Here is a 25,507-nt window from a genome sequence, read left to right as displayed (position 1 = left end):
TTCCTCTTATCAGAGATTCGTTCAGCGCACGCATATAGGGGCCTTTTATGTCAGGACAAGAATTGGCTGCGGCCCACAAAACACCAACGCATGAAGGCGTGCTGCGGGCGATGGCCAAAATTGCCGATATCTTGCCACAAACACCGTTGCTACCGCTTGAGGTGGACGGTGTAACCATCTGGTGCAAGGCTGAAATGCTTCAGCCGGTTGGTGCTTTCAAGATACGGGGCGCGTGGCATCGCCTGTCCGACCTGAACGAGGAAGAACGCGCACGGGGTGTTGTGGGCGTATCCAGCGGGAACCATGCGCAAGGCGTCGCTTGGGCGGCGAAGAAGCTTGGAATAGCTGCAACTATCGTCATGCCTTCGAATGCGCCGCGCATGAAATTGGAAACGACAAAGGCTTTGGGCGCAGACGTGGTGCTCTACGACCGCGCCACCGAATCACGTGAAGAGGTCGCTGCTGGTTTGATTGCCATAAGTGGCGCGAAGTTGGTGCATGCATTTGGTGACCCGTGGGTCATCGAAGGGCAGGGGACGGCAGGCATCGAAATCACCCAACAGCTTAGGGGTTTTGGCTTGTCTGGGCCGGATATGATTGTGTCCTGTTGCGGCGGAGGTGGCTTGGCATCCGGCCTTGCGCTGGCATGTCCGGACGCCGAAATCGCCATTGTTGAGCCTGAAGGCTGGGATGATATCATTCGTTCGCTTGATGCGGGTGAAATTTTGCCTGTCAATGACCTTGCTTACCCTACTTATTGTGACGCATTGCAGACGCCGCAAACCTATCCTGTGAATTTTGAGATTTTGCGCCGCCGTGTGTCTCAAGGTGTTTGGGTCTCGACCGACGAAGTGGCGACCGCGATGCGCGTAGTGTTTGAAAAGCTGCACCTCGTTGTGGAACCAGGTGGCGCGGTTGCTCTGGCGGCTGTGCTTGCTGGTAAAATTCATCCAAAGGCGGTTACCGCCGTAACCTTGTCAGGCGGAAACGTTGATCGGGAACTGTTCGTGAAATTGCTTGCTCAGGCCGCTTGAGCGACCGGCATTTCCATCCGGCCCCAGATTTCGACCAACGCCGCCGTCAAATCCCGCATCATAGATTCATTATGCTGAGGGCCTGGCGTAAAGCGCAACCGTTCCGTGCCACGTGGCACAGTGGGGTAATTGATCGGCTGCACATATACGCCATATTCGGCAAGCAATATGTCGCTCACCTTTTTCGCTTTCACGGGGTCACCGACCATCAGCGGGACGATATGCGTGTTGCTTAACATCACGGGCAAACCCGCATTGGCAAAAAGATTTTTCAACATAGCCGCATTGGCTTGCTGCGCCTCACGCTCCACGCTTGATGCCTTCAAATGGCGCACAGCGGCCAATACGCCTGCGACCAACACGGGTGACAAGGACGTGGTGAAGATAAAGCCCGGTGCATAAGAACGGATCACATCAATGATATTCTGGTCCGCAGCGATATAACCGCCCATAACGCCAAATGCCTTGCCAAGCGTGCCTTCGATAATCGTCACGCGGTCGGCCACGGCATCACGTTCTGAAATGCCGCCACCGCGTTGGCCATACATGCCCACGGCGTGCACTTCGTCACAATAGGTGAGGGCGTTATATTTGTCGGCAAGATCGCAGACCGCGCCAATAGGTGCAACGTCTCCGTCCATCGAATAGACGCTTTCAAAGGCAATCAGCTTCGGTGCCTCTGGATCATCCGCTGCGAGTAATTCTTCAAGATGCGCGAGGTCATTATGCCGCCAAACGCGCTTTTCGCAGCCTGCGTTGCGGATGCCGGCGATCATCGATGCGTGGTTCAATTCATCCGAATAAATGATGCAGCCCGGCAGCACCTTGGCGAGCGTCGACAAGGTTGCGTCGTTTGAAACATAGCCCGACGTGAATATCAACGCGCCATCCTTGCCATGCAAGTCAGCGAGTTCCTGCTCAAGCTCGACATGATAATGGGTATTGCCGCCAATGTTGCGCGTTCCACCGGAACCGGCGCCCACATCATGCAAAGCGTTTTCCATTGCGCTTATGACGTCAGGATGTTGCCCCATGCAAAGATAGTCGTTTGAGCACCACACAGTGATGTCCTTGGGGCCATTATGTCCAGCGAAGCAGCGTGCGTTGGGATAGCTACCCTTATTCCGAAGGATATCGATGAATACACGATAGCGTCCCTCGGCGTGAAGCCGGTCAATCGCTTTTTCGAAAACAGCGTTATAATTCACGGACATTAACCCCGGGTTGAAACCGCTATTGCAGCACATCAGAGTCCAATAAACGCGGGTAATGCAAAAATCCAGCGCGAACGACTTGCAATAAGCGCCATTCTGGTTCCGCTATTGCGATATTATCGCTTACAGTGATTGGATCTGCGTTATACCCAAAGAAAATAACGCCGGAAGCAGCGATCTCAGTGCGCTGACCTCTCCCGTCGTCACGAATATACCGTCGATTGTCTTTTCCGGCCAGCTTTGATCCTTGGTCAAATGGCAGATGCGGCGGGCGATGCCTGCAGCGCCATCGACAAACCGCACATGCGGGGCCGCAACCAATAAGTCCTCTTCTACAAGAGGAAAATGCGTGCAGCCCAGCACAGTTACATCAAGGCGTTCGCCAAAGGGTTGATCCATCAAGCCCGCCATCGCCTTGGCATAGATTGCCGGGTCAACAACTTCGCCGCGCATTTTTGCTTCCGCCGCACGCACAAGTTCAGGCGCGGCATGGCGCAACAAACGCATATGCGGTGCATGATCGGCGTGAAGCGCGTCGACATAGACCTGCCGAATAGTTGCAGCCGTGCCCAATAGTCCAATGACGCCAGTTTCAGTCGCCTCGGCAGCAGGCTTGATCGCAGGAACAGTGCCGACCACGGGAACATTCAAAGCAGCGCGTACATGGTTCAGAGCGATAGTGCAGGCGGTATTACAGGCAATGATGACAAGGCGCGGTTGATAACGCTCAACCAACCGGCCAAGTAAGGCGGGCACCCTTGCCGAAATCTCCTCTTCAGTCTTTATTCCATAAGGTAAGCCCGCATAATCGGCAGCAAAAACGATGGGCGCGCGTGGCAAGGCTGCCTGCACCGCCCTTAAAACCGAAAGGCCACCAATGCCGGAATCGAAAAATAATAAAGGTGCGACATCTGGAACAATCGTCATGACACGGCGATAAACGTCAGTGGCCGAGCTGGCAAGGCGACGACCTTGAGCGTGCGGAACAAAACAGCTACACAATATTGAAATATAGGGGGATTCGTGCGGTGAGTGATCTTTGGTTCAACATATTTGCGAGCCTTTTGCTTGGTTATGCGCTTGGCTCCATCCCCTTCGGCCTGTTGCTCACACGTTTTTCTGGTGGCGGCGACATAAGGTCCATTGGGTCAGGTAATATTGGCGCGACCAATGTATTGCGGACCGGACGCAAAGGGCTTGCTGCGCTCACATTGCTGCTTGATCTGCTGAAAGGATTGTTTGCGGTATGGCTGGCTACCAGCTATTTCCCCGGTAGCGAAATTCTTGCGGCAGCGGGCGCATTTTTCGGTCATCTTTTCCCCGTTTGGCTCCGGTTCAAGGGCGGCAAGGGCGTAGCAACTTATGCGGGCATCTTGTTTGGTTTGTTTTGGCAGGGCGGCTTGGTGTATGCGGCCGCTTGGATTGGCGTCTTGTTGATTTCACGGATATCGTCGCTGGCTGGTTTGGTAGCCGCCGTTTCTGCCCCCGTCGCTGCAGCCGTTTTCGGTCATTATGAACTGGTTGCGTTGCTCACCGCCTGCACATTGATCGTCTTTTGGAAACATCGGGCCAATATCAATAATCTCATGGATGGCACTGAACCGCGCATTGGCAAAAGCAAAAGCTGATCGTGGCGATGGGGAACAGCCAAGTGCAATTTGATCAGCTTCGCCTGATCCGTTCCCCCAATATCGGTCCTGTCAGTTATCGGCAGCTTATGGCGCGTTTCGGTAGCGCGCGGGCGGCGCTCGAAGCCTTACCTGATCTCGTACGTCGCGGCGGCGGAAAGCAAGCGTTGCTCGCCAATGAGGCCGCCATTGCGCAGGAGATCCAGTTTGTTGAGGCCTATGGCGCACGTCATGTTTTCATGGATGATGTGGACTATCCTTATTTGCTGCCCCACATGGACAATGCGCCGCCCGTCATCTGCGTAAAGGGCAATCTTGGGTTATTGGCGCGTCCTGCGGTGGCACTTGTCGGTGCGCGCAATGCATCGGCAGGTGCCTGTCAATTTGCGCGGCAGTTGGCTTTTGAACTCGTCCAAATGGGATTGTCCGTTGTGTCGGGTCTGGCGCGGGGCATTGATACCGCCACCCATGTTGGTTCTATTGAAAGCGGAACAGTCGCTGTTATCGCTGGCGGTATTGACGTGGTCTATCCGCCCGAAAACCGAGCGCTTCAGAACGCAATATCCGAGCGCGGGCTTTTGATTGCAGAACAATCTCCAGGCACAGAGCCGCGGGCGCGGCACTTTCCCTATCGCAACCGCATTATCGCCGGCGTTTCGGCTGGTACGGTGGTGATTGAGGCTGCGCCTAAGTCGGGGTCGCTGATCACGGCGCGGCTTGCGGCGGAGGCCGGCCGTGAGGTTATGGCTATTCCCGGCTCACCACTGGATCCGCGCTCGCGGGGCTGCAACCAGCTTATTCGTGAAGGCGCAACTTTGGTACAGAACGCATCGGAAATTGCGGAGCTTATTTCCCCCTTAGACAATCGCATGCTTGCGCCTGTAAGTGAATTCAAACCGTCCTTTACCGCAGTCAACGATGATGGAAGCCATTTGGAGCGCAGCGCGGTTGTTGACCTAATGGGTATGACCTATGTCTCGGTTGATGAATTGGTGCGGCAATCCGGCAGCAGTCCATCGACTGTCCAGCTGGTGTTGCTTGAATTCGAGCTGGCCGGAAAACTCGAACGTGGGGCAGGTGGGAAAGTCCGCTTGGCGACATAAAATACAGCCGCATTTTTCGCCTTGACGAGGCCTACCTTACCCCATCAGCCTATACGCGTACGCGAGACATTTTAGAAAAGCACAAAATATCATGCAATTAGTAATCGTAGAATCTCCTGCAAAAGCCAAGACAATCGAGAAATATCTGGGGCCTGGATTCAAGGTGCTGGCTTCTTATGGTCACATTCGGGATTTACCGCCCAAGGATGGTTCGGTTGACCCCGATAATGGCTTTGAAATGTTGTGGGACAATTATGCAGATAAGGCAAAGCAGCTGAAGGCGATCACTGACGAAGCTAGAAAAGCGGATAGCCTGATCCTTGCGACCGACCCTGACCGCGAAGGGGAAGCGATTAGCTGGCATGTGCAAGAAGTGCTTGCGAAGAAAAAGGTGCTGCCTGCCAAGGTTGGTCGCGTGACGTTCAACGCCATAACGAAGCAGGCCGTAACCGACGCGATGAAACAACCGCGCGCGTTGGATATCGACCTGATTGACGCCTACCGGGCTCGGCGTGCGTTGGATTATCTTGTTGGATTTACGCTATCACCCGTGTTGTGGCGCAAACTTCCTGGCGCAAAATCCGCTGGTCGTGTGCAGTCTGTTGCGTTGCGCCTCATTGTCGAACGCGAACGTGAGATCGAAGCGTTTCGTGCGCAGGAATATTGGTCGGTGAAGGCCGGAATGGAACATAAGGGCCAAAAATTTGATGCCCGTTTGATCCAATATCTGGGCAAGAAACTCGACAAGATGGACCTAAAGACCGAGGCGGATGCGGAGCAAGCGCGCCTTGCGGTTGAGTCGGGCAAATTTACGGTCGAAACTGTCGAAACAAAGCCGGTAACCCGCAATCCGCAGCCACCCTTTACAACATCGACCTTGCAACAGGAAGCCGCGCGTAAGCTGGGTTTTTCCGCCAGCCACACCATGCGTATTGCGCAGGGTCTGTATGAGGATGGCGCGATAACCTATATGCGAACCGATGGCGTGCAAATGGACCACAGCGCTATTTCCGCCGCGCGCAAATCCATTTCGGATCGGTTTGACAGTGGCTATTTGCCGGAGAAGCCGCGCGTTTATCAGAGCAAGGCAAAGAACGCTCAAGAAGCGCATGAGGCGATACGTCCAACCGATTTTGGCAAGGACAAAGCAGGCTCAGGCGACCATGGCCGTTTATATGACCTGATCTTCAAACGCGCGATGGCTAGCCAGATGGCATCGGCCCGCATGGAACGTACAACCATCGATCTGCTCGACGGTACCGGACAGACTGGCTTACGCGCCACCGGGCAAGTTATGAAGTTCCCGGGATTTCTCGCCGTATATGAGGAAGGCTTGGATGATAGCGACAGCGAAGATGGCGCAATCTTGCCAGCCATGACCGTTGGCGACACGCCAGCCAAGCACGCTGCCGAAAAGACCCAGCATTTTACGCAACCACCTCCACGTTTTTCGGAAGCGACTTTGGTCAAGCGTCTGGAAGAATTGGGTATTGGTCGTCCATCGACCTACGCATCGACCATTCAGGTTTTGAAAGATCGCGCATATGTGCGCGTAGAAAAAAATCGTTTCTTTGCAGAGGAATCGGGGCGACTTCTTACAGCATTTCTAGAGCGTTTTTTCGAACGTTATGTCGCCTATGATTATACTGCTGGCCTTGAAGATCAGTTAGACGAAATCAGCGGCGGCCGCGCCGATTGGCAGTCTTTTCTGGAGGCGTTCTGGCGCGACTTTAAGCCGAAAACGGTTGAAGTCATGGAGCAGAAGCCGTCTGAGGTAACTGCAGAGCTTGATATATTCCTGTCGCCTTATTTGTTTCCGGAACGCGAAGACGGCACCGATCCGCGTTTATGCCCGAAATGCGGTGAGGGCAGGCTTGCCCTGCGCGGCGGAAAGTTCGGCGCTTTTGTGGCGTGCTCAAATTATCCGGATTGCAAATATACGCGGAAGTTTGCGCAACCCGGCGGCGAGAGTGGGGAGGATACTGGTCCAGAAGTGCTTGGCCAGCATCCCGAAACGCAACTAGAAGTCAGCCGGAAAACGGGACGTTTTGGTCCATATTTCGAAATGGGCGAAGGCGCTGACGTCAAACGTGCCTCTATCCCCAAGGATATTCCGGCGGAGGACATTGGACTAGTATGGGCGGTGAAGCTGCTGTCGCTTCCACGCTCCGTCGGGATACATCCCGAAAGCGGCGAACCAGTTACGGCAAGCATTGGGCGTTATGGTCCATATCTGGCGCATAATGCGAAATATGCGCGGTTGCAGTCGACGACTGAGGTGTTCGAAACCGGCATGAACAGCGCCGTAGTGAAGTTGGCGGAGGCCTTGGCTAACCCGGGTCGTGGCCGCGGTGCCGCGCGCGCGCCGCTTAAGGAATTTGGCAAGCATCCACGCACAGATGCCGAGATTAGGCTGATGGAGGGGCGCTTTGGCCCTTATGTCACTGACGGTACCACTAATGCGACAGTGCCCAAGTCCATCTCGCCTAGCGAGCTTACCCTTGAGGAAGCGGCACAGTTGATTGATGCGCGCGCCGCGATGCCGTCCAAGGGCAAGGTTAAGAAAAAGGCCGCGCCCAAGACGAAGGCTGCTGTGAAGGCCAAGCCTGCGGCGAAAGCAAAGACGAAAACAACCAAATAAACCCAACCGTCGCCCCGGCCTGCGCTGGGGCGACGTGGTCTGGTGATTAACCGAGCTGCGTCACTCCACCCACTCAAGCCCGATATCCCGATACAGGCTGCGGTCCTCGTCCCATTTAGCATGCACTTTCACATGCAAATAGAGATGGACCTTAACACCCATGAGCTTGGCCAGTTCAAGTCGCGCCGCCTCTCCAATGGCCTTAATCCGCGCGCCGCCTTTGCCTAAAACAATGGCGCGCTGGGTCGGCCGCGCTACTAAGATCTGCTGGTGGATTTCTAGTGAGCCATCTTCGCGTTCGCTATATTTTTCGGTCTCGACGGCGCTGGCATAGGGAAGCTCCTCATGCAGCTGCAGATAGAGTTGCTCGCGTGTTATTTCCGACGCGATCAGGCGCTCGGTTGCATCGGACACCTGATCCTCCGGGAAATGCCATTCGCCTTCTGGCATATTGTCAGCAAGCGCCGTTTTGAATTCCTCTAAACCGTCGCCCGTTGCCGCGCTGATATAATAAATTTGCTCAAACGCGCATTTGTCAGTCAGTTTCGTGGTCAAGGCCAACAATTTGTCCTTGGCCGCAATATCAACCTTGTTGAGCACAAGCCATTTGCGTTCAGGGCGATCTTTTAATCCTTCAAGGATCTTCTCAACCTTTGGTCCTGCGCCTGCGCGGCCGTCGACGATCAATGCGATCATGTCGGCATCGCCCGCACCGTCCCAAGCTGCCGCTACCATGGCGCGGTCAAACCTGCGTTGCGCCGCGAAAATACCTGGCGTGTCGACAAGAATGATCTGGGTTTCGCCGGCCAAGGCGACGCCCAACATGCGTGTGCGCGTGGTTTGCGCCTTAGGGCTAACGATGGCGACCTTCTGACCGACCAGAGCATTGACTAAGGTTGACTTGCCCGCATTTGGCGCACCAATAATGGCGACATGTCCGCATTTTTTTGTCATGCGTTTGCTTCCAAAAATGCAAGCGCTGCGCTGGTTTCGGCGGCCTGTTTGCTGTTGGCGGTGGCCGTGATCGGCGCAAAGCCTTTTACGGTGACGGTGATTTCAAATCTCATGGCGTGGGGAGGGCCTTCTTTTTTGGTAATGACATATTCTGGAACTTTACGACCATGGGCGGCGCACCATTCTTGCAATTCGGATTTAGGATGTTTTGGGGCGCCATTTGCCGTTTCAAGAAGTGGCCTCCAGAGCCGTTCTACAAGATCGCGGGCTACGAGTAGACCATGGTCGAGATACACAGCGCCAATAATGGCCTCCATGATGTCCCCTAAGACATTATCGCTTTGTTGGGCACCATCATCACGGGCTTGCTTGCCAAGCCGGACATACAACGGAAGACCAATTTGCCGCGCGATATCGGCGCAGGTCACGCCCGAAACAAGCGCATTTAGCCGGTGCGACAGGCGACCCTCAGCTTCATCCTGATATCGGTGATAGAGCATGTCGGCGATTATGAGACCCAAGATGCGGTCGCCGAGAAATTCGAGCCGTTGATAATCTGGTTGTCCGGTACTGCCATGCGTGAGTGCGCGCTGGTAAAGTGTCTTATCCTTTGGCGGCTTAGGGAGCAATTCCGACAGCCAGGCCTCTTGTTCGTCGCTGTTCAAAATCCTTGTCCAATGCGTTCCGCGCGCGTGGCGGTAAACCAAGTCCATGGCAGCAACCAATGCGACGATCCATCTGTGGAGAACACAGACACCAAAGCACGGCCCACAAGATTTTCTTGCGGTACCATGCCAATCGCTCCGGGCTTATCGATGGGGGACCATCTGCTATCGGCGCTGCGATCGCGATTATCGCCCATGAGGAACATATCGCCTTCGCCAACAACGAATGCTTGCGTATTGTCGCCCTCTAGACCGTTCGCAAGATCCAAGATTTCGTAGCTTCTGCCTTCCGGTAATGTTTCGCGAAAGCGCGGATAGCGGCATTGCGTGCCCCCATTGGCTGCTGGTTCTTCCATATCGGGACGCCAGCAAGGGAATGGGTTGCGGTCAAGCTCAGCTGTATCGCGCATATTTTGCGTGACTGGGATGACGAGGTCAGCAATCCGCTGCTTCTTGACCGCAACGCCATTAATTTCAAGGATACCCTCGCGCATCTGAATGACGTCACCCGGTAGACCAATGACGCGCTTGATATAATCCGTTCCGTTCGACATCGGGGCCTTGAAAACCACAACATCGCCGCGGGCCGGTTGGCTTGCGAAAATCCGTCCTGGGATAATCGGTAATGCAAAAGGGAGGCTGTTATTGGAATAGCCATAGGGCCATTTCGCCACCAGCAGATAATCGCCAATGAGCAAGCGTGGCTGCATCGATTCCGACGGAATGTTGAAGGGCGAAACGATGAAACTGCGCAAGATGAAAACGAACAAGGCAAGTTTCAACAAGAAGCTGCCATATTCGCGCCATTCTGACGGAGCAGGCGCAGTTACAGGTAAATCGTCCGGCTTTTCAGTATGTGAAGTCACAAAATCTCGCAAAATATTGTCGTCGAATGACGTATTGGCTAGCCTTTTACCGTGATGGCGCGTTATTTGCCAGCGCCGAGATTCACTCTGCGTTGCGACGCCAATAATGAAGAGATAAAAATGACCGATAATCGATGGACTGCGCTCGAACAGCATCAACCCCAATTCCTTAATGATTTGTTCGCGTCGGACGTAAATCGTGTATCCAAAATGACGGTCGAGCAAGCGGGGTTGCGGTTTGACTTGTCGAAGACGCATCTGGACGAAAGCACGTTGGGGCAGTTTGCCAAGCTTGCGGAAGATATGCAGCTTGATGCGGCTAAAGCCGCTTTGTTTTCGGGTGCCGCAATCAATGTGACCGAAGGGCGCGCCGCGGAGCATCTTGCCGAACGCGGTATGGGTGATCCCGAATCCGTTGCTTCTGCCCGTGCGCTTCAGCAACGCATGCGCGGCTTGGTTGAGGCCATTGACGCAGGCCTGATGGGCGAAATACGTCACATATTGCATATCGGCATTGGCGGGTCTGCGCTTGGTCCCAAATTGCTGATCGACGCGCTTGGACGCGACGGCGCACGTTATGACGTGAAAGTCGTCTCCAATATTGACGGTGCGGCGCTGGCCGAGGCGGTGAAGGACATGGATCCGCACAAGACGATTGTTGCTGTCGCGTCCAAAACTTTTACCACAACCGAAACATTGATCAACGCCACCAGCGCGATGGAATGGATGCGCGACGGCGGCGTGGCTGACCCCTATGCCCAGCTTGTGGCGCTGACGGCTTATCCCGAAAAAGCTATCGAATGGGGTGTCGACGAAAGCCGCATCTTACCGTTCAACGAGACCGTGGGGGGGCGCTATTCCATGTGGTGCTCGATCGGGTTCCCCGTTGCGCTTGGCCTTGGTTGGGCGGTGTATCAGGAAATGCTGGATGGCGCCGCCGCCATGGATGCGCATTTCCGTAATGCACCCATTATGGAGAACGCCCCGACATTGTCGGCATTTGCGGATCTGTATTATGCTCAGACCAAGGCGTGTCAGATGCGCGCGGTATTTGCCTATGACGAACGTCTGCGGCTGCTGCCCGATTATCTTCAGCAGTTGGAAATGGAATCAAACGGTAAGTCCGTGACCGCCGTAGGTGCACCGCTTGGACGGCACAGCGCGCCTGTGACATGGGGCGGTGTGGGGACCGATGCGCAGCATGCCGTGTTCCAATTGCTGCATCAGGGCACGCATCTGATACCCGTCGAATTCATTGCCAGTAAAATACCGGGGCATGATTTCGATACCGCGCATCATGAAACCTTGCTGGTCAATTGCTTTGCCCAAGGCGCGGCATTGATGGCAGGGCAAAAGTCCGATGACCTTGCGCGTAATTATGTCGGCAACCGCCCATCGACGACGATATTGTTGGATGACATCACACCATCGACGGTCGGTGCGTTGATTGCCTTTTACGAACATCGGACGTTCGTGAACGCAGTTTTGTTAGGCATTAACCCGTTCGACCAATTTGGCGTTGAGCTGGGCAAGCAAATCGCAAAAAGCATAAGTGACAATGACGCAAAGGGCTTTGACCCATCAACAACCGCCCTGTTTGAGGCGGCGTTTGGCGATATCTGAGCTGTAGGAATTTGTTCGATAACACAGCGCGATTATTCACGTTGGTAAAACTATGAACATGTCCCCATATCGGGGGGCATAGGAAAGAACATGTTATGGCTGATTTTGACTTTGACCTCTTCGTCATCGGCGCAGGCTCGGGCGGCGTCCGTGCCGCACGAATTGCGGCATCGCACGGTGCGCGCGTCGCTGTGGCGGAAGAGCATCGCGTCGGCGGCACCTGTGTCATCCGCGGCTGTGTGCCGAAGAAGTTGTTGGTCTACGGATCGCATTTCGCCGAAGATTTGCATGACGCACAACGTTTTGGCTGGAACACCGAAGGCGCGACATTTGATTGGAGCGTCCTGCGCGACAATGTCGCTGCCGAGGTTAACCGCTTGGAGGGGCTATATGGCCAGACGCTTGGCAATAACAAGGTTGAGGTTTTCCGTGAACGCGCGACAGTGACTGGACCCAATAATGTTCGGCTGTCCGGCGGGCGGGACATTAAGGCGGCGCATATCTTGATTGCCACCGGCGCTTGGCCGTCTGTCCCTGAAATTCCGGGCGCAGGCCATGGGATCACATCAAACGAAGTTTTTAGCTTGCCCACGCTGCCCAAGCGCGCCGTGATTGCGGGTGGCGGCTATATCGCAAATGAATTTGCAGGTATTTTTAACGAATTGGGCGTGGATGTGAAACTTGTCACACATGGCGACCGCATATTGCGCGGCTATGATGACGAGATTGTCGATCGCTTGGTCGATTTAAGTCGCCAAAAAGGTATCGATATCCATTTCCACTTCGGCATCAAATCGGTGGTAAAGCAGGATGACGGCACGCTTTTGATTGCGGGCGACAATGGAGAGGTCATCGAGACCGATTTGCTGTTATGGGCCATTGGCCGCACCCCGCACACCGTCGGACTTGGCTTAGAGGAGGTCGGCGTGGACCTCGGTAAAGACGGCTCGGTGCAGGTCAGCGACGACAGCCGCAGCAATATTCCAAGCATCTATGCGGTTGGCGACGTTACCAACCGCGTGCAACTGACGCCAATTGCCATTCGTGAAGGCCATGCCTTTGCCGACAGCGTGTTCGGCAACAATCCACGCACGGTGAATTATGACTGCATTCCAACAGCAGTCTTCAGTAATCCGCCCATTGCCAGCGTGGGTATGACCGAGGCGGAGGCCCGAGCGCAGTATAGTGACGTGAAGGTGTACAAAAGCGATTTTCGCGCGATGAAAAACGTGTTGGCCGACCGGAACGAGCGGGCCTTATACAAAATGGTCGTGGCGGGCCCGGACGAGCGGGTTGTTGGCCTTCACCTGATCGGCCCGGACAGCGGCGAAATTCTTCAGGCGGCGGCGATTGCGGTTAAGGCAGGGCTAAGCAAGCAAGATTTTGACGATACCGTCGCCTTGCACCCGAGCATGTCCGAAGAATTGGTTTTGATGAAATAATCAGGGAAAGTGAACGGGCGGATCGCCGGCTTTCCACGCTGGGTAGCGGGTCATGATCTGAACAAACAGGTCACTGCCGACAAGCGCGGTTAGCCAGCTTTGCAGCGCGGGGAGGGGCAGAGCCGCAAACCATTCAGCATCGGTTGCGGCAAATTGCCGCACAAAGGGGAATAAGGCGATATCGGTAAAGGCGGGCCGTGCGCCGCTGAGATAAGGCGCGGTCGCCAATCGGTCGTTCAGGTCGCCAAGATGCGCCAAAGCGGCATCGCGATGCACAGTGCCATCGGTCAGATCATAACGATGCGGATATTTATAATGGTCCAAGGCTATCTTAAACGGCCCGTCAGTGGCCAAGATAAGATTTTGGTCATCATGGGTTAGCCAGCCCATCGGATCGCTTTGTGCGAGCGCCCAGCGCATGATATCGAGGCTTTCCTCTAACACCCTGCCATCGGGCAGCAATAAGACAGGGACGGTGCCCTTGGGGGATGCCGCCAGCATTTCAGGTGGCTTGGCGCGCAAAATGACCTCGCGTAGTTCCACGTGCACGCCGCTAACCACAACGGCCATGCGTGCGCGCATGGCATAAGGGCAGCGCCGGAAACTGTAGAGGATGGGCAGGGCTGTCATGTTAGCTCAGGGAATAAGTGGGGCCGACAGGTGTTCTGTCTTTGCTCGTCACAAGCGGGTTTCATTATCTTGGATATACTCGGCGTCCTCTGCGCCTCTGCCTGCAAAAATGGACTCACGCAGAGGCGCAGAAAATGCCGATCGGAAAGGCAAACCAAGTTGCACAGTTCCCCTCCGTTCGGTTTGAACGTGGTCAAGGCTCCGTTAAAGCCAAAACTAAACATCATCACGCGGATTGACGCCAATATGCTGCTTGCCGCGCTTTTTGGCTAAGGCAATCTGCTTTTGCCGTTCGGCGAAGCGCGCGCGGTCATCGTCGGTGCGTTCAGCATAGCAAGCAGGGCAGGACACGCCTTCGATAAAATGGGCCGATGCCTTGTCTGCTTGCGAAATCGGGCGGCGGCACGCGTGGCACAGCTCCATCTCGCCAAGCTCCAGACCATGCTTCACCGACACGCGTTCGTCGAACACGAAACATTCACCCTGCCATTTGCTGTGTCCTTCTGGAATATTCTCCAGATACCGCAATATGCCGCCTTCGAGATGATAGACCTCGTCTATGCCTTCGGCCTTCAAAAATGCCGTTGATTTTTCGCAGCGGATCCCGCCGGTGCAGAACATCGCGAACTTTGTTTTGCCTGCCGCCAGTTCTGCACGATGCGCGCGAAACCAGTCTGGAAATTCGCTAAAAGACTTGGTTTGTGGGTCAACCGCCCCCTCAAACGTACCAATCGCCACTTCATAATCATTTCGGGTATCGATCAACACAGTGGCGGGATCAGAAATCAGTGCATTCCAATCCTCTGGCTGCACATAAGTGCCCACCTCCCTTCTTGGGTCGATGCCCTCGACGCCGAGGGTAACAATCTCTTTTTTCAGGCGCACTTTCATCCGGTAAAAAGGCATTTCCTTGGCAAAGGAATATTTCACATCCAGTTCGGCGCAACCTGGAATATCGCGCAAAAACGATATTAAAGCGTCGATGTTGGATGGGTTTCCAGCCACCGTTCCGTTTATGCCTTCATGCGCCAGCAATATCGTACCCTTGATGCCGCCCGCCGCGCATTGCGCCTGAATATATGGTTGCAGTTCTTCCGGCGCACCAAATGCGACAAAACGATACAGTGCTGCAACTTTAATAGGGTGATCTTCGTCCATGACGCCGCCCTATAACGCGCTTTTGTAATTTTTGCAGCCTCCAATCTATGGCGGGTTAAACAGAATTTAATCGCACGATTAATTTGCAATTGCCGCCACAGGATGCCAAGGCTTTGGTCATCAAAACTGCTTATGGGGAATGCCATGTCGGCCAATATCGCTGAACTGGAAGCACGCCGCGCGGCGTCGAAATTGGGGGGTGGGCAAAAGCGTATTGATGCGCAGCACGCCAAGGGCCGCCTGACCGCGCGCGAACGTCTGGATATCTTACTGGATGAAGGCAGCTTCGAAGAACTCGATGCCTATGTCACGCATAATTGCACCGATTTCGGCATGGCGGAACAAAAGATACCGGGTGACGGCGTAGTCACGGGTAGCGGCACGATCAATGGCCGCCTAGTCTATGTCTATAGTCAGGATTTTACGGTATTCGGTGGCTCATTATCCGAAGCGCACGCCATGAAGATTTGCAAGGTCATGGACAATGCCATGAAAGTCGGCGCGCCGGTCATCGGCCTGAACGACAGCGGCGGCGCGCGTATTCAAGAGGGCGTGGCCAGCCTTGGCGGCTATGCCGAGGTGTTTCAACGCAATGTCTTGGCCAGTGGCGTCGTGCCGCAGATTTCGCTGATCATGGGCCCATGTGCGGGCGGCGCGGTATATTCGCCCGCAATCACCGACTTCATCTTCATGGTGAAGGATTCGTCTTACATGTTCGTCACGGGTCCCGATGTTGTGAAGACGGTGACCAATGAAGTCGTCACGCAAGAGGAGCTAGGGGGCGCGATTTCGCATACAACCAAGTCGGGCGTGGCGGATAATGCGTTCGAAAATGATATCGATGCATTGCTGTCAGTCCGCGATTTCTTTGACTATCTGCCCGAGAATAACCGCGCGGGCGTGCCAGAGCGTCCGACGCAAGACCCATGGGACCGGATGGAACTTAGCCTCGACACGCTGATCCCGCCCAGCGCGAACCAGCCTTATGATATGCATGAGCTGATCCGTAAAACGGTTGATGAGGCGGACTTTTTTGAGGTTCAGCCCAGCCATGCGGCGAATATCATCATCGGCTTTGGCCGGATTGAGGGCCGCACGGTGGGCATCGTTGCCAATCAGCCGATGGTGCTGGCCGGCGTGCTCGACATTAACAGCTCCAAAAAAGCCGCGCGCTTTGTGCGCTTTTGCGATGCGTTTGACATTCCGATCATCACCTTTGTCGATGTCCCCGGATTTTTGCCCGGCACCGCGCAGGAATATGGCGGCATCATCAAGCATGGGGCAAAATTGCTGTTCGCTTATGCCGAGGCGACCGTGCCCAAAATCACCATCATCACGCGCAAGGCCTATGGCGGCGCCTATGACGTGATGGCGTCCAAGCATTTGCGCGGCGACCTCAATTACGCTTGGCCAACCGCCGAAATCGCGGTGATGGGCGCGAAGGGCGCGGTGGAGATCATCTTCCGCGGGCTATCGACCGAAGAGCAAGCGGTGAAAACCGCAGAATATGAAGACCGCTTCGCAAATCCTTTTGTGGCGGCAAGCAAAGGTTTCATCGACGAGGTGATCTACCCGCATTCCACGCGGAAGCGGATTGCCTTGGGCTTACGGAAATTGCGGAACAAGGCGTTGGAGAACCCTTGGAAGAAGCATGATAATATTCCGTTGTGAGGATATAAAATGAAACTCGGCCGTCTCAACCATATCGGCGTTGCAACGCCTTCCATCGCGGACAGCATTATCTTTTACCGCGATGTGATGGGCGCGACGACAATTCATGATCCTTTCGACCTGCCTGATCAGGGGGTGAAGGTGTGCTTTGTCGATACGCCCGGCGCAGAAGGTGCGATGAACGGGACGCAGATCGAGTTGATCGAACCGCTCCCCGGCAATGCCTCAATCGCGGCGTTCCTTGAAAAGAACCCGGCGGGTGGACAGCATCATGTCTGTTACGAAGTGCCTGATATCCATGCTGCAAAGGCGGAATTTGAGGCAATGGGCAAACGCGTGCTTGGCGAGCCACGGATTGGCGCGCATGGGACGTTGATATTCTTTGTGCATCCCAAGGATATGCAAGGTGTTTTGACTGAGATTATGGAGGTGTCTGCGCAAGACGGGCATTAATTGCACCACTCCCGCAGGCGGGAGGGGTGGTGAGACTTGCGAGCTTGTTCGCTAGTCGCAACGGGGTGGGCAAAAACCCACAAAAATTCGTCATCCTGAACTCGTTTCAGGATAACGCAGGGCGATGGTGCGTTATCCCGAAACAAGTTCGGGATGACGAAATAAAAGTTTGGAACAAAATGACAAATATCGACCAGTGGAAAAAAGCGGCGGACAAAGAGGTTAAGGGCAAGGACCTGACTTGGCACACGCCAGAGGGCATTGCTGTAAAGCCGCTTTATACAGCCGACGATTCAGCCGACCCCGGCCTTCCCGGTTTTGCGCCATTTACGCGTGGTGTGCGCGCATCCATGTATGCGGGCCGCCCATGGACGATCCGCCAATATGCGGGTTTCTCGACCGCTGAGGAATCCAACGCATTTTACCGCCGCAATCTCGCCGCTGGACAAAAGGGCCTTTCGGTCGCCTTCGATCTTGCCACCCACCGTGGCTATGACAGCGACCATCCGCGCGTTGTCGGCGATGTCGGCAAGGCTGGCGTTGCGATTGATAGCGTTGAGGATATGAAAATCCTGTTCGACGGGATTCCGCTCGATCAAATGTCGGTATCGATGACGATGAACGGCGCAGTCATCCCCATCCTTGCGTTTTTCATTGTGGCGGGTGAGGAACAAGGCGTTGCCCAAGCGCAACTGGACGGGACGATCCAGAACGACATCCTCAAAGAATTCATGGTCCGGAATACCTATATTTATCCGCCCGAACCATCGATGCGAATTGTTTCAGATATCATCGCATATACGTCCGCTAACATGCCGAAATTCAATAGTATTTCGATATCCGGCTATCATATGCATGAGGCGGGCGCAACTGCGGTGCAGGAGCTTGCCTTCACCATTGCCGATGGCAAGGAATATGTGCAGCGCGCTATTGCCTCTGGCTTGGACATTGATGCGTTTGCGGGGCGCCTGTCTTTCTTCTTTGGCATTGGCATGAACTTCTTCATGGAAGTGTCAAAGCTGCGCGCCGCGCGCACCTTGTGGCACCGCGTCATGGATGAACTTGGCGCACAGGATGAACGCTCCAAAATGTTGCGCACCCATTGCCAGACGTCTGGCGTGTCGTTGCAAGAGCAGGATCCTTATAACAACGTCATCCGTACGACGATTGAGGCGATGGCCGCGACCTTAGGTGGGACGCAGTCGTTGCACACCAATGCGCTGGATGAAGCCATTGCGCTGCCAACCGATTTTTCGGCGCGCATCGCCCGCAACACACAGATTGTGTTGGCTGAAGAAAGCGGCATTACCAAGGTCGTCGATCCTTTGGGCGGTTCTTATTATGTGGAGGCGTTGACCGCTGAATTGGTTGAGCAAGCGTGGACAATTATCGGCGAAGTCGACGCACTAGGCGGCATGACGAAGGCGGTGGCATCGGGCATGCCAAAGCGCCTTATTGAAGAAGCTGCCGCCGCCCGGCAAGCGCGTGTGGACAAAGGCGAAGATGTTATCGTCGGCGTCAACAAATATAAGCTCGCCACTGAAGACCAACTCGACACGTTGGAAGTCGACAATGACTTCGTTCGCCAAGGGCAGATTGCCCGCCTTGCCGCCACCCGTTCCGCACGCGATGAAGCCGCATGCCAGGCGGCTTTGACGGCGCTGACCGAGGGCGCGAAAGGTGGCGCAAATCTTTTGGCGCTTGCCGTCGAAGCCGCCCGCGTCCGCGCCACATTGGGCGAAATTTCCGACGCGATGGAGGCTGTGTTTGGCCGCTACGCAACGACGCCGGTTCCCGTTCAAGGCATTTATGGCAGCGCCCATGAATTCGACAAACGCTGGGCGCAAGTAGTGGATGGCGTCGAGTCCGTTGGCCGCCGCTTAGGTCGCAAGCCCAAGCTTTTGGTCGCAAAAATGGGCCAGGACGGGCATGATCGCGGCGCCAATGTCATCGCTTCGGCTTTCTCCGATATGGGCTTTGACGTTATCAGCGGACCATTGTTCCAAACGCCCGAAGAAACCGTTGTCCTCGCGCTACAGCATGATGTTGATGCCGTAGGCGCATCCAGCCTTGCCGCCGGACACAAGACGTTGATCCCCGAATTGGTAAAAGGTTTGCGCGCGGCAGGACGCGGCGACATCAAGGTTATCGCCGGCGGCGTTATTCCCCCACAGGATTATGATTTTCTGCGGGAAGCAGGGGTGCAGGGCATTTACGGCCCCGGCAGCAATGTCGTTGAATGTGCAGCCGATGTTTTGACATTATTAGGGCACAATATGCCGCCGTTGAACGATGCAACATAATGTTAAATACCACCGTCATACTGAACTTGTTTCAGTATCTTACTTTTTGCGGTGTTGGCACCCAAGTAAGACCCTGAAACAAGTTCAGGGTGACGTTAATGATAAGGGAAATTATGTCTAATCAACGCACCGACTGGACCCGCGCCGAGATCGCTGCTGTGTTTGATCTGCCGTTCGACGAACTGCTATTTCAAGCGCAGACCGTGCACCGCGCGCATCATGCGGCGGGGCAGATACAGCTTTGCACATTGCTGTCCATCAAAACCGGTGGTTGCCCCGAAGATTGCGGCTATTGTTCGCAATCTGTCAAAGCCGACAGCGGCGTTGCGGCAACGAAGTTGATGGATGTGCAGGCCGTGTTGCAAAAGGCGGCTGAGGCCGCAGATGCTGGCTCTCGCCGATTCTGCATGGGCGCAGCGTGGCGCAACCCGAAAGACCGCGACATGCCCGCGATTGTGCAGATCGTTCAGGGCGTGCGCGCCATGGGTATGGAAACCTGCATGACATTGGGCATGTTGACGCCCGCCCAAGCGGACATGCTAGCCGACGCTGGCTTGGATTATTACAATCACAATATCGATACTTCACCAGAGCGGTATAATGAGATCATTACCACGCGCACGATGGACGACCGGCTCGACACGCTGTCCGAGGTGCGCCGTGCAGGCATCAACGTATGCAGCGGCGGAATTGTCGGCATGGGCGAAACCCGCGCCGACCGGGTGGGCTTCATCCACACGCTGGCGACCCTGCCACAGCATCCAGAAAGCGTTCCCGTAAACGCGTTGGTTCCCGTGAAGGGCACGGTGCTGGGCGATATGCTCGCCGATACACCATTGGCCAAGATTGACGATATCGAATTTGTCCGCACGATTGCGGTGGCGCGGATCACCATGCCAATGAGCATGGTACGGTTAAGTGCAGGCCGCGAGAGCATGTCAGAAGCGACGCAAGCTTTGTGCTTCATGGCGGGTGCGAACAGTATTTTTACGGGTGACAAATTGCTGACGGCGGCCAATGCAGGCGACGACAAGGACGCGGCTTTGCTGTCGAAGTTGGGTTTGCGCCCGATGGAGTCGGAGGAGCCGCTGCGTGCGTGTAAGGCGTTGGAGGCGGCGGAGTGAGTTTAAATTCTCGGCATGCCGAACTCGTTTCACCTGCGGTGACTGACGTTCAAGCATCCATTTTTCAGCAACAACTGTCGGTGTGCGTGGCACCATGGACCCTGAACCAAGTTCAGGGTGACGGCTTTGGGGGAGTTATATGTTCAAAAAAATCCTAATCGCAAACCGTGGCGAAATTGCTTGCCGGATCATCAAAACCGCACGCCGGATGGGGATCGCGACCGTCGCGGTCTATTCCGATGCCGATGCGCGTGCGCCATTCGTGCAAATGGCCGATGAGGCGGTGCATATCGGGCCTTCGCCTGCTGCGCAGTCTTATTTGATTGCGGATAAGATCATCGCCGCGTGTAAGCAAACAGGCGCCGAAGCTGTACATCCGGGCTATGGCTTCCTGTCCGAACGCACCAGCTTTGCGCAAGCCTTGGCCAAGGAAAACATCGCCTTTATCGGCCCGCCTGTAAACGCGATTGCCGCGATGGGCGACAAGATCGAGTCCAAAAAGCTGGCGTTGGCGGCGGGCGTCAATGTCGTCCCCGGCTTTGTTGGTGAGATTGACGACACGGAACATGCGGTGCGGATTTCGGCAGAAATCGGCTATCCCGTTATGATGAAGGCGTCTGCGGGCGGCGGCGGTAAGGGGATGCGGCTTGCCTATAATGAGCAGGATGTCCGTGAAGGCTTTGAGGCGACGAAGCGCGAAGGGTTAAACTCGTTCGGCGACGACCGCGTCTTTATCGAGAAATTCATCCTCAACCCGCGCCATATCGAAATTCAGATATTGGGCGACCAACATGGCAATATTTTATATCTGAACGAACGCGAATGTTCGATCCAGCGGCGACATCAAAAGGTTGTTGAGGAAGCGCCATCGCCCTTCGTCACGCCGAAAATGCGCAAAGCTATGGGTGAGCAGTGCGTGGCCTTGTCCCGTGCGGTCGGCTATTATTCCGCCGGAACGGTCGAATTGATCGTATCAGGTGCGGACCCGAGCGGCGAGAGCTTCTATTTCCTTGAAATGAACACGCGGTTGCAGGTGGAACATCCCGTAACCGAATGCATCACCGGCATTGATTTGGTCGAACAGATGATCCGCGTCGCCGCAGGTGAGAAGCTGGCCATGACGCAAGACGATATCAAAATCGACGGTTGGGCCATTGAAAACCGCGTCTATGCCGAAGACCCTTATCGCGGGTTTTTGCCGAGCACGGGACGCTTGACGCGCTATCGTCCGCCCGTGACGGGTTGGACCGAGGACGCAGATGCCAACGGTCGTCGCGGTGTTGAGGGTATCCGCGTAGATGACGGCGTCTATGATGGCGGTGAAGTGTCGATGTTCTACGATCCCATGATCGCCAAGCTCATTACCTGGGGCAAAACGCGGGATGAAGCCGCTGACCTACAAATCGCTGCGCTTGACCGCTTCGAAATTGAGGGCCTTGGCCACAATATCGATTTCGTCAGCGCCATCATGCAACATCCGCGTTTCCGATCAGGCGAACTCACGACTGGTTTCATCGCCGAGGAATATCCCGATGGTTTCCAAGGCGCAGCATCGACGCCCGAGCTTGTCAAATCACTCTCCGCAATTGCTGGCTTTGTTGCGACGGCGGAGGCGGACCGTGCGCGGCATGTCGATGGCCAGTTGGGCGATACGCTTGATCCGCCAGCCCGCTGGCAAGTGACGATCGGGGAGGCGGTCTATGAAATCGAAATGCGTGATGGCGACATCCATGTCGATGGTGTGCCTTTCGACCTATCGATGGAATATGACCCCGGAGATCGCTTAATCGAAGCAGAAATTGGGGAAGAGGAACTCGCGGTCAAAATCCGTAAAACGCGAACTGGATTCCATCTGACAACGCGCGGTGCAACCCATGTCGCCCGCGTTCTGCCGGGCCACATCGCGCATCTGGCCACGCATATGATAGAAAAGATCCCGCCAGATTTGTCCAAATTTCTGATTTGCCCAATGCCGGGCCTGCTCACGAATTTGCATGTTAGCGTCGGTGACAAGGTTGAGGCTGGCCAACCACTTGCCGTGGTCGAAGCGATGAAGATGGAAAACATCTTGCGTGCCGAGAAATCGGGAACGGTAAAATTGGTCAATGCACAGGCTGGGGACAGCCTCGCCGTCGACGCGGTGATATTGGAGATGGAGTGAAGCTGCTTGTAAGTGCCAACATTGGCATTAAAACAAGCGCAGAGGGTTATTAGGGGAATATCATGGCCAGTACCGCCGAAACTGAAGTCGCACTTGATCCTAAGCGCGACCGCTTGGTTATCACAGCATCGTCGCTGGGTACGGTTTTCGAATGGTATGACTTTTTCGTCTATGGCATTTTAGCGGCCTTAATCGGAAAGCTGTTTTTCCCCGCTGATAACCCGACCGCCGCCACCTTGGCATCGCTTGCAATCTTTGGCGCAGGCTTTGGTGTGCGACCATTTGGTGCGGTTCTATTTGGCTATTTCGGCGATAAAATCGGCCGAAAATATACGTTTCTTGTCACCATAACCCTCATGGGTGTTGCGACCGCAGCGATTGGATTGCTGCCGACATTTGAAACCGCTGGGCTATGGGCCGCTGGTTCGCTGTTGCTTATGCGCTGTCTTCAGGGACTGGCGCTTGGCGGCGAATATGGCGGGGCTGCTATCTATGTTGCGGAACATGCACCCAACGGCAAACGCGGCCAATATACCAGTTGGATTCAGGCATCGGTCGCTGGCGGGTTTCTGCTCGCCGTGATTGTCGTGCTGATCACGCGCCAGTCCATGAGCAACGAGGCGTTTGAGGCATGGGGCTGGCGTGTGCCGTTCCTGACCTCAATTTTGCTGCTCGCGATTTCCCTCTATATGCGCGTCAAATTGTCGGAAAGCCCCGTTTTTAAGGCCATGAAGGAAGCTGGCACAACATCCAAAAACCCGTTTCTGGAAAGCTTTCAATATCCAGGCAATGTGGGGCGTATTTTCGTCGCATTATTCGGCGTCGCTGCCGGATTGACCGTCATTTATTACACGTCGCAATTCGGCACTTTATACTTTCTAACGGGGACTGCACGCGTTCCGGAGACTGATGCGCTTTTATATATGGCGGTGGGGGCAGCATTGGCAGCACCGACCTATGTTGCCTGCGGTTGGTTGTCGGACAAATGGGGCCGCAAAAGGCTGCTCTTGCTTGGCTATGCGCTTTCCATTGTGGGCGTGTTTCCGATTTTCTGGATGATGGCCGATGCCGCAAACCCCGCTTTGGCGAGGGCGACAGAGCGTAACCCTGTCACTTTGTCCATGCCGGAATGTGATTTTAACGCACTCAACCGCGTACATGAAAGCGAATGTGCGCAAGCGCTCAATTTCCTGACGAAGCGCGGCATAGCCTATAGCAAGCAGGCGAGTGATAGCGTGTCGTTGAACGTCGGTGACGCAAATATTAAGGGCTTTGATGAAAAAGCCTATATCACCGCGCTAGAAAAAGCAGGCTACCCCGACAAATCAGACCCGGCCCAGCGTGAACCTTGGAAAATCATCTTGGCGGTGTTCTTGATGGTGGCATTGTCAGGCATGACTTATGGGCAAGTGGCGGCAATCCTTGTAGAATTATTCCCAGCCAAAATCCGCTATACATCCATGTCGATACCCTATCACATAGGCACAGGTTATTTTGGCGGGTTTCTGCCGTATATTTCCCAATATATCGTTGCCCAAACTGGTCAGCCTTTTTCCGGGCTTTGGTATACAGTGGCGGTTACCGCGATGGCATTCATCGTAGCGTTGATTTGGCTGCCGGAAACATCCGGAAAAACGGAGCTGGATTGACAGCGCGTCCAGCAGGGACAAAAGACGGTCGATGACTGATTTTGAGCCTCCTTTGCGCCTTCACCTTGAAGGCGAGGCGCTGGTCTCCAACTGGCGCGCGCTAGATGCACATAGCGGCGCGGCGCGGGCAGGGGCTGCTGTAAAAGCCAATGCTTATGGCTTGGGTGCGCGTGCGGTTGTGGCCCGTTTGCGTGATGCAGGGTGCCGCGACTTTTTCGTTGCCCATTGGGGCGAGGCGCAAGCCATTGCCGACTTAGTACCGCCCAGTTGGATATCGGTGCTAAATGGTATCGCCCACACCGATCTTGCCGCCGCGCGGGCGTTGGCGGCTACTCCAGTGCTGAACACGCCTGAGCAAGTTGCGATGTGGCGCAACGCAGGCGCAGGACGGTGCCATGTGATGTTCGATAGCGGCATTAACCGCTTGGGCCTTGCACCGCAGCACATCGCCGACGGTGCGCTCGACGGTGTAGAGGTTGATATGTTGATGTCGCATTTGGCATCGGCGGACACCGATGTCGCGCAGAACAGTGCGCAGCTTAATCTGTTTAGCCAAGCCGTTTCCGCAACCAGCGCACAGCGGTTTAGCTTAGCCAATAGCGCAGGCATCATGTTGGGCGCAGACTATCATTTTGACCTGACGCGCCCCGGATTGAGCCTGTATGGCGGCATTGCCCGCGTGGGAATGGCTGAATGGATCAGACCGGTCGTTCGACTCTCGGTGCGGCTTCTGCAGGTGCGAGTCGCACCAGCAGGCGCAACGGTCGGGTATAACGCAACTTATGTTTGTCGCGCAGAAACGCGCGTGGGCACGATATCTATTGGCTATGCCGACGGATATTTGCGCGCATTTTCCAGCAAGGGCATGGCTTGGGCAGATGGACGTGCGTTGCCGGTTATCGGCCGCGTGTCGATGGACCTTGTAACACTTGATCTCAATGCCGCGCCTGATTTGCGTGAAGGCGAATGGGTCGATGTCGAATATGACCTTGTCACTGCTGCGGCCCTAACAGGGCTATCGCAGTATGAGCTGCTGACAAATTTAGGGGCGAGGTTCGCGCGTATTTGGAGCTGACGCTTAAGGCAGCTGACGTGTCGGATGTTCCCTATTTTTTGGTGCATCGCGCCGATACCGTAGCCAACAAAAAAGGGCGCCACATTGGGCGCCCTTTTTTTATACGATCAGGG

General features: G+C 55.1%; 20 protein-coding genes. 13 read left to right on the top strand and 7 right to left on the bottom strand.

What is annotated here, in order from left to right; all coding sequences use genetic code 11:
• Window positions 1–47: 47 nt before the first annotated feature.
• Window positions 48–1,034 (top strand): threonine/serine dehydratase, encoded by a 987-nt coding sequence (locus tag Q0O07_RS04715; protein ID WP_295490998.1) that lies wholly within the window; start codon window positions 48–50, stop codon window positions 1,032–1,034.
• Here Q0O07_RS04715 and hemA read toward each other — a convergent pair.
• Window positions 1,022–2,248, bottom strand: coding sequence for a 5-aminolevulinate synthase (gene hemA, locus Q0O07_RS04710; RefSeq protein ID WP_295490997.1), 1,227 nt, complete (start codon window positions 2,246–2,248; stop codon window positions 1,022–1,024). The two genes, Q0O07_RS04715 and hemA, sit on opposite strands and share 13 nt — an antisense overlap.
• Before the next feature lie 123 nt (window positions 2,249–2,371).
• Window positions 2,372–3,175: a glutamate racemase gene (murI, locus tag Q0O07_RS04705; protein WP_295490996.1), complete on the bottom strand. Its 804-nt coding sequence runs from the start codon at window positions 3,173–3,175 to the stop codon at window positions 2,372–2,374.
• Window positions 3,176–3,276: 101 nt separating this feature from the next.
• Between murI and plsY the strand changes: the two genes are divergently transcribed.
• The 3 genes from plsY (at window position 3,277) to topA (ending at window position 7,620) form a co-directional block, all read left to right on the top strand.
• Complete coding sequence (plsY, locus tag Q0O07_RS04700; protein ID WP_295490995.1) at window positions 3,277–3,876, top strand: glycerol-3-phosphate 1-O-acyltransferase PlsY; 600 nt, start codon at window positions 3,277–3,279, stop codon at window positions 3,874–3,876.
• Window positions 3,877–3,884: 8 nt separating this feature from the next.
• A complete protein-coding gene (gene dprA, locus Q0O07_RS04695; protein WP_295491171.1) occupies window positions 3,885–4,979 on the top strand; it encodes a DNA-processing protein DprA in 1,095 nt (364 codons plus the stop codon).
• Window positions 4,980–5,070: 91 nt separating this feature from the next.
• Entirely contained in the window at window positions 5,071–7,620 is a 2,550-nt protein-coding gene (gene topA, locus Q0O07_RS04690) for a type I DNA topoisomerase (protein WP_295490994.1), read from the top strand.
• Window positions 7,621–7,680: 60 nt separating this feature from the next.
• Here the strand turns inward: topA and era are convergent, their stop codons facing one another.
• From era to lepB, 3 genes are read right to left on the bottom strand one after another with little or no spacing between them, the layout of a single operon-like run.
• A complete protein-coding gene (gene era, locus Q0O07_RS04685) occupies window positions 7,681–8,574 on the bottom strand; it encodes a GTPase Era (RefSeq protein ID WP_295490992.1) in 894 nt (297 codons plus the stop codon).
• The gene (gene rnc / locus Q0O07_RS04680) at window positions 8,571–9,239 is read right to left on the bottom strand and encodes a ribonuclease III (protein ID WP_295490991.1); all 669 of its coding nucleotides are present in this window, start codon (window positions 9,237–9,239) and stop codon (window positions 8,571–8,573) included. Before rnc ends, era begins: the two co-directional genes overlap by 4 nt.
• Window positions 9,236–10,105 (bottom strand): signal peptidase I, encoded by an 870-nt coding sequence (gene lepB / locus Q0O07_RS04675; RefSeq protein ID WP_295490990.1) that lies wholly within the window; start codon window positions 10,103–10,105, stop codon window positions 9,236–9,238. Before lepB ends, rnc begins: the two co-directional genes overlap by 4 nt.
• Before the next feature lie 120 nt (window positions 10,106–10,225).
• Between lepB and pgi the strand changes: the two genes are divergently transcribed.
• The gene (gene pgi / locus Q0O07_RS04670) at window positions 10,226–11,728 is read left to right on the top strand and encodes a glucose-6-phosphate isomerase (RefSeq protein ID WP_295490989.1); all 1,503 of its coding nucleotides are present in this window, start codon (window positions 10,226–10,228) and stop codon (window positions 11,726–11,728) included.
• 95 nt (window positions 11,729–11,823) lie between these two features.
• Window positions 11,824–13,170: a glutathione-disulfide reductase gene (gorA, locus tag Q0O07_RS04665; RefSeq protein ID WP_295490988.1), complete on the top strand. Its 1,347-nt coding sequence runs from the start codon at window positions 11,824–11,826 to the stop codon at window positions 13,168–13,170.
• Here the strand turns inward: gorA and Q0O07_RS04660 are convergent, their stop codons facing one another.
• Window positions 13,171–13,800, bottom strand: a complete 630-nt coding sequence (locus Q0O07_RS04660; RefSeq protein ID WP_295490987.1) for a glutathione S-transferase — start codon at window positions 13,798–13,800, stop codon at window positions 13,171–13,173.
• Between the two features lie 216 nt (window positions 13,801–14,016).
• The gene (locus Q0O07_RS04655) at window positions 14,017–14,958 is read right to left on the bottom strand and encodes a rhodanese-related sulfurtransferase (protein WP_295490985.1); all 942 of its coding nucleotides are present in this window, start codon (window positions 14,956–14,958) and stop codon (window positions 14,017–14,019) included.
• Window positions 14,959–15,102: 144 nt separating this feature from the next.
• Here Q0O07_RS04655 and Q0O07_RS04650 point away from each other — a divergent pair, with 144 nt between their 5' ends.
• From Q0O07_RS04650 to alr, 7 genes are all read left to right on the top strand, one after another.
• Complete coding sequence (locus Q0O07_RS04650; protein WP_295490983.1) at window positions 15,103–16,629, top strand: acyl-CoA carboxylase subunit beta; 1,527 nt, start codon at window positions 15,103–15,105, stop codon at window positions 16,627–16,629.
• A 9-nt stretch (window positions 16,630–16,638) separates the two neighbouring features.
• Complete coding sequence (mce, locus tag Q0O07_RS04645) at window positions 16,639–17,082, top strand: methylmalonyl-CoA epimerase (RefSeq protein ID WP_295490980.1); 444 nt, start codon at window positions 16,639–16,641, stop codon at window positions 17,080–17,082.
• Window positions 17,083–17,243: 161 nt separating this feature from the next.
• Window positions 17,244–19,385, top strand: coding sequence for a methylmalonyl-CoA mutase (scpA, locus tag Q0O07_RS04640; protein WP_295491170.1), 2,142 nt, complete (start codon window positions 17,244–17,246; stop codon window positions 19,383–19,385).
• Between the two features lie 113 nt (window positions 19,386–19,498).
• A complete protein-coding gene (gene bioB, locus Q0O07_RS04635) occupies window positions 19,499–20,509 on the top strand; it encodes a biotin synthase BioB (protein ID WP_295490978.1) in 1,011 nt (336 codons plus the stop codon).
• A 139-nt stretch (window positions 20,510–20,648) separates the two neighbouring features.
• Window positions 20,649–22,670 carry an acetyl/propionyl/methylcrotonyl-CoA carboxylase subunit alpha gene (locus tag Q0O07_RS04630; RefSeq protein WP_295490975.1) on the top strand — a complete coding sequence of 674 codons (2,022 nt, stop codon included), beginning with the start codon at window positions 20,649–20,651 and terminating at the stop codon, window positions 22,668–22,670.
• A gap of 62 nt (window positions 22,671–22,732) precedes the next feature.
• Window positions 22,733–24,319 (top strand): MFS transporter, encoded by a 1,587-nt coding sequence (locus tag Q0O07_RS04625; RefSeq protein ID WP_295490972.1) that lies wholly within the window; start codon window positions 22,733–22,735, stop codon window positions 24,317–24,319.
• Between the two features lie 31 nt (window positions 24,320–24,350).
• A complete protein-coding gene (gene alr, locus Q0O07_RS04620; protein WP_295490970.1) occupies window positions 24,351–25,394 on the top strand; it encodes an alanine racemase in 1,044 nt (347 codons plus the stop codon).
• Window positions 25,395–25,507: the final 113 nt, after the last annotated feature.

This window comes from Sphingorhabdus sp. EL138, assembly GCF_945890115.1.
Classification (GTDB): domain Bacteria; phylum Pseudomonadota; class Alphaproteobacteria; order Sphingomonadales; family Sphingomonadaceae; genus Sphingorhabdus_B.
This window is presented reverse-complemented; position numbering and strand designations above follow the sequence as displayed.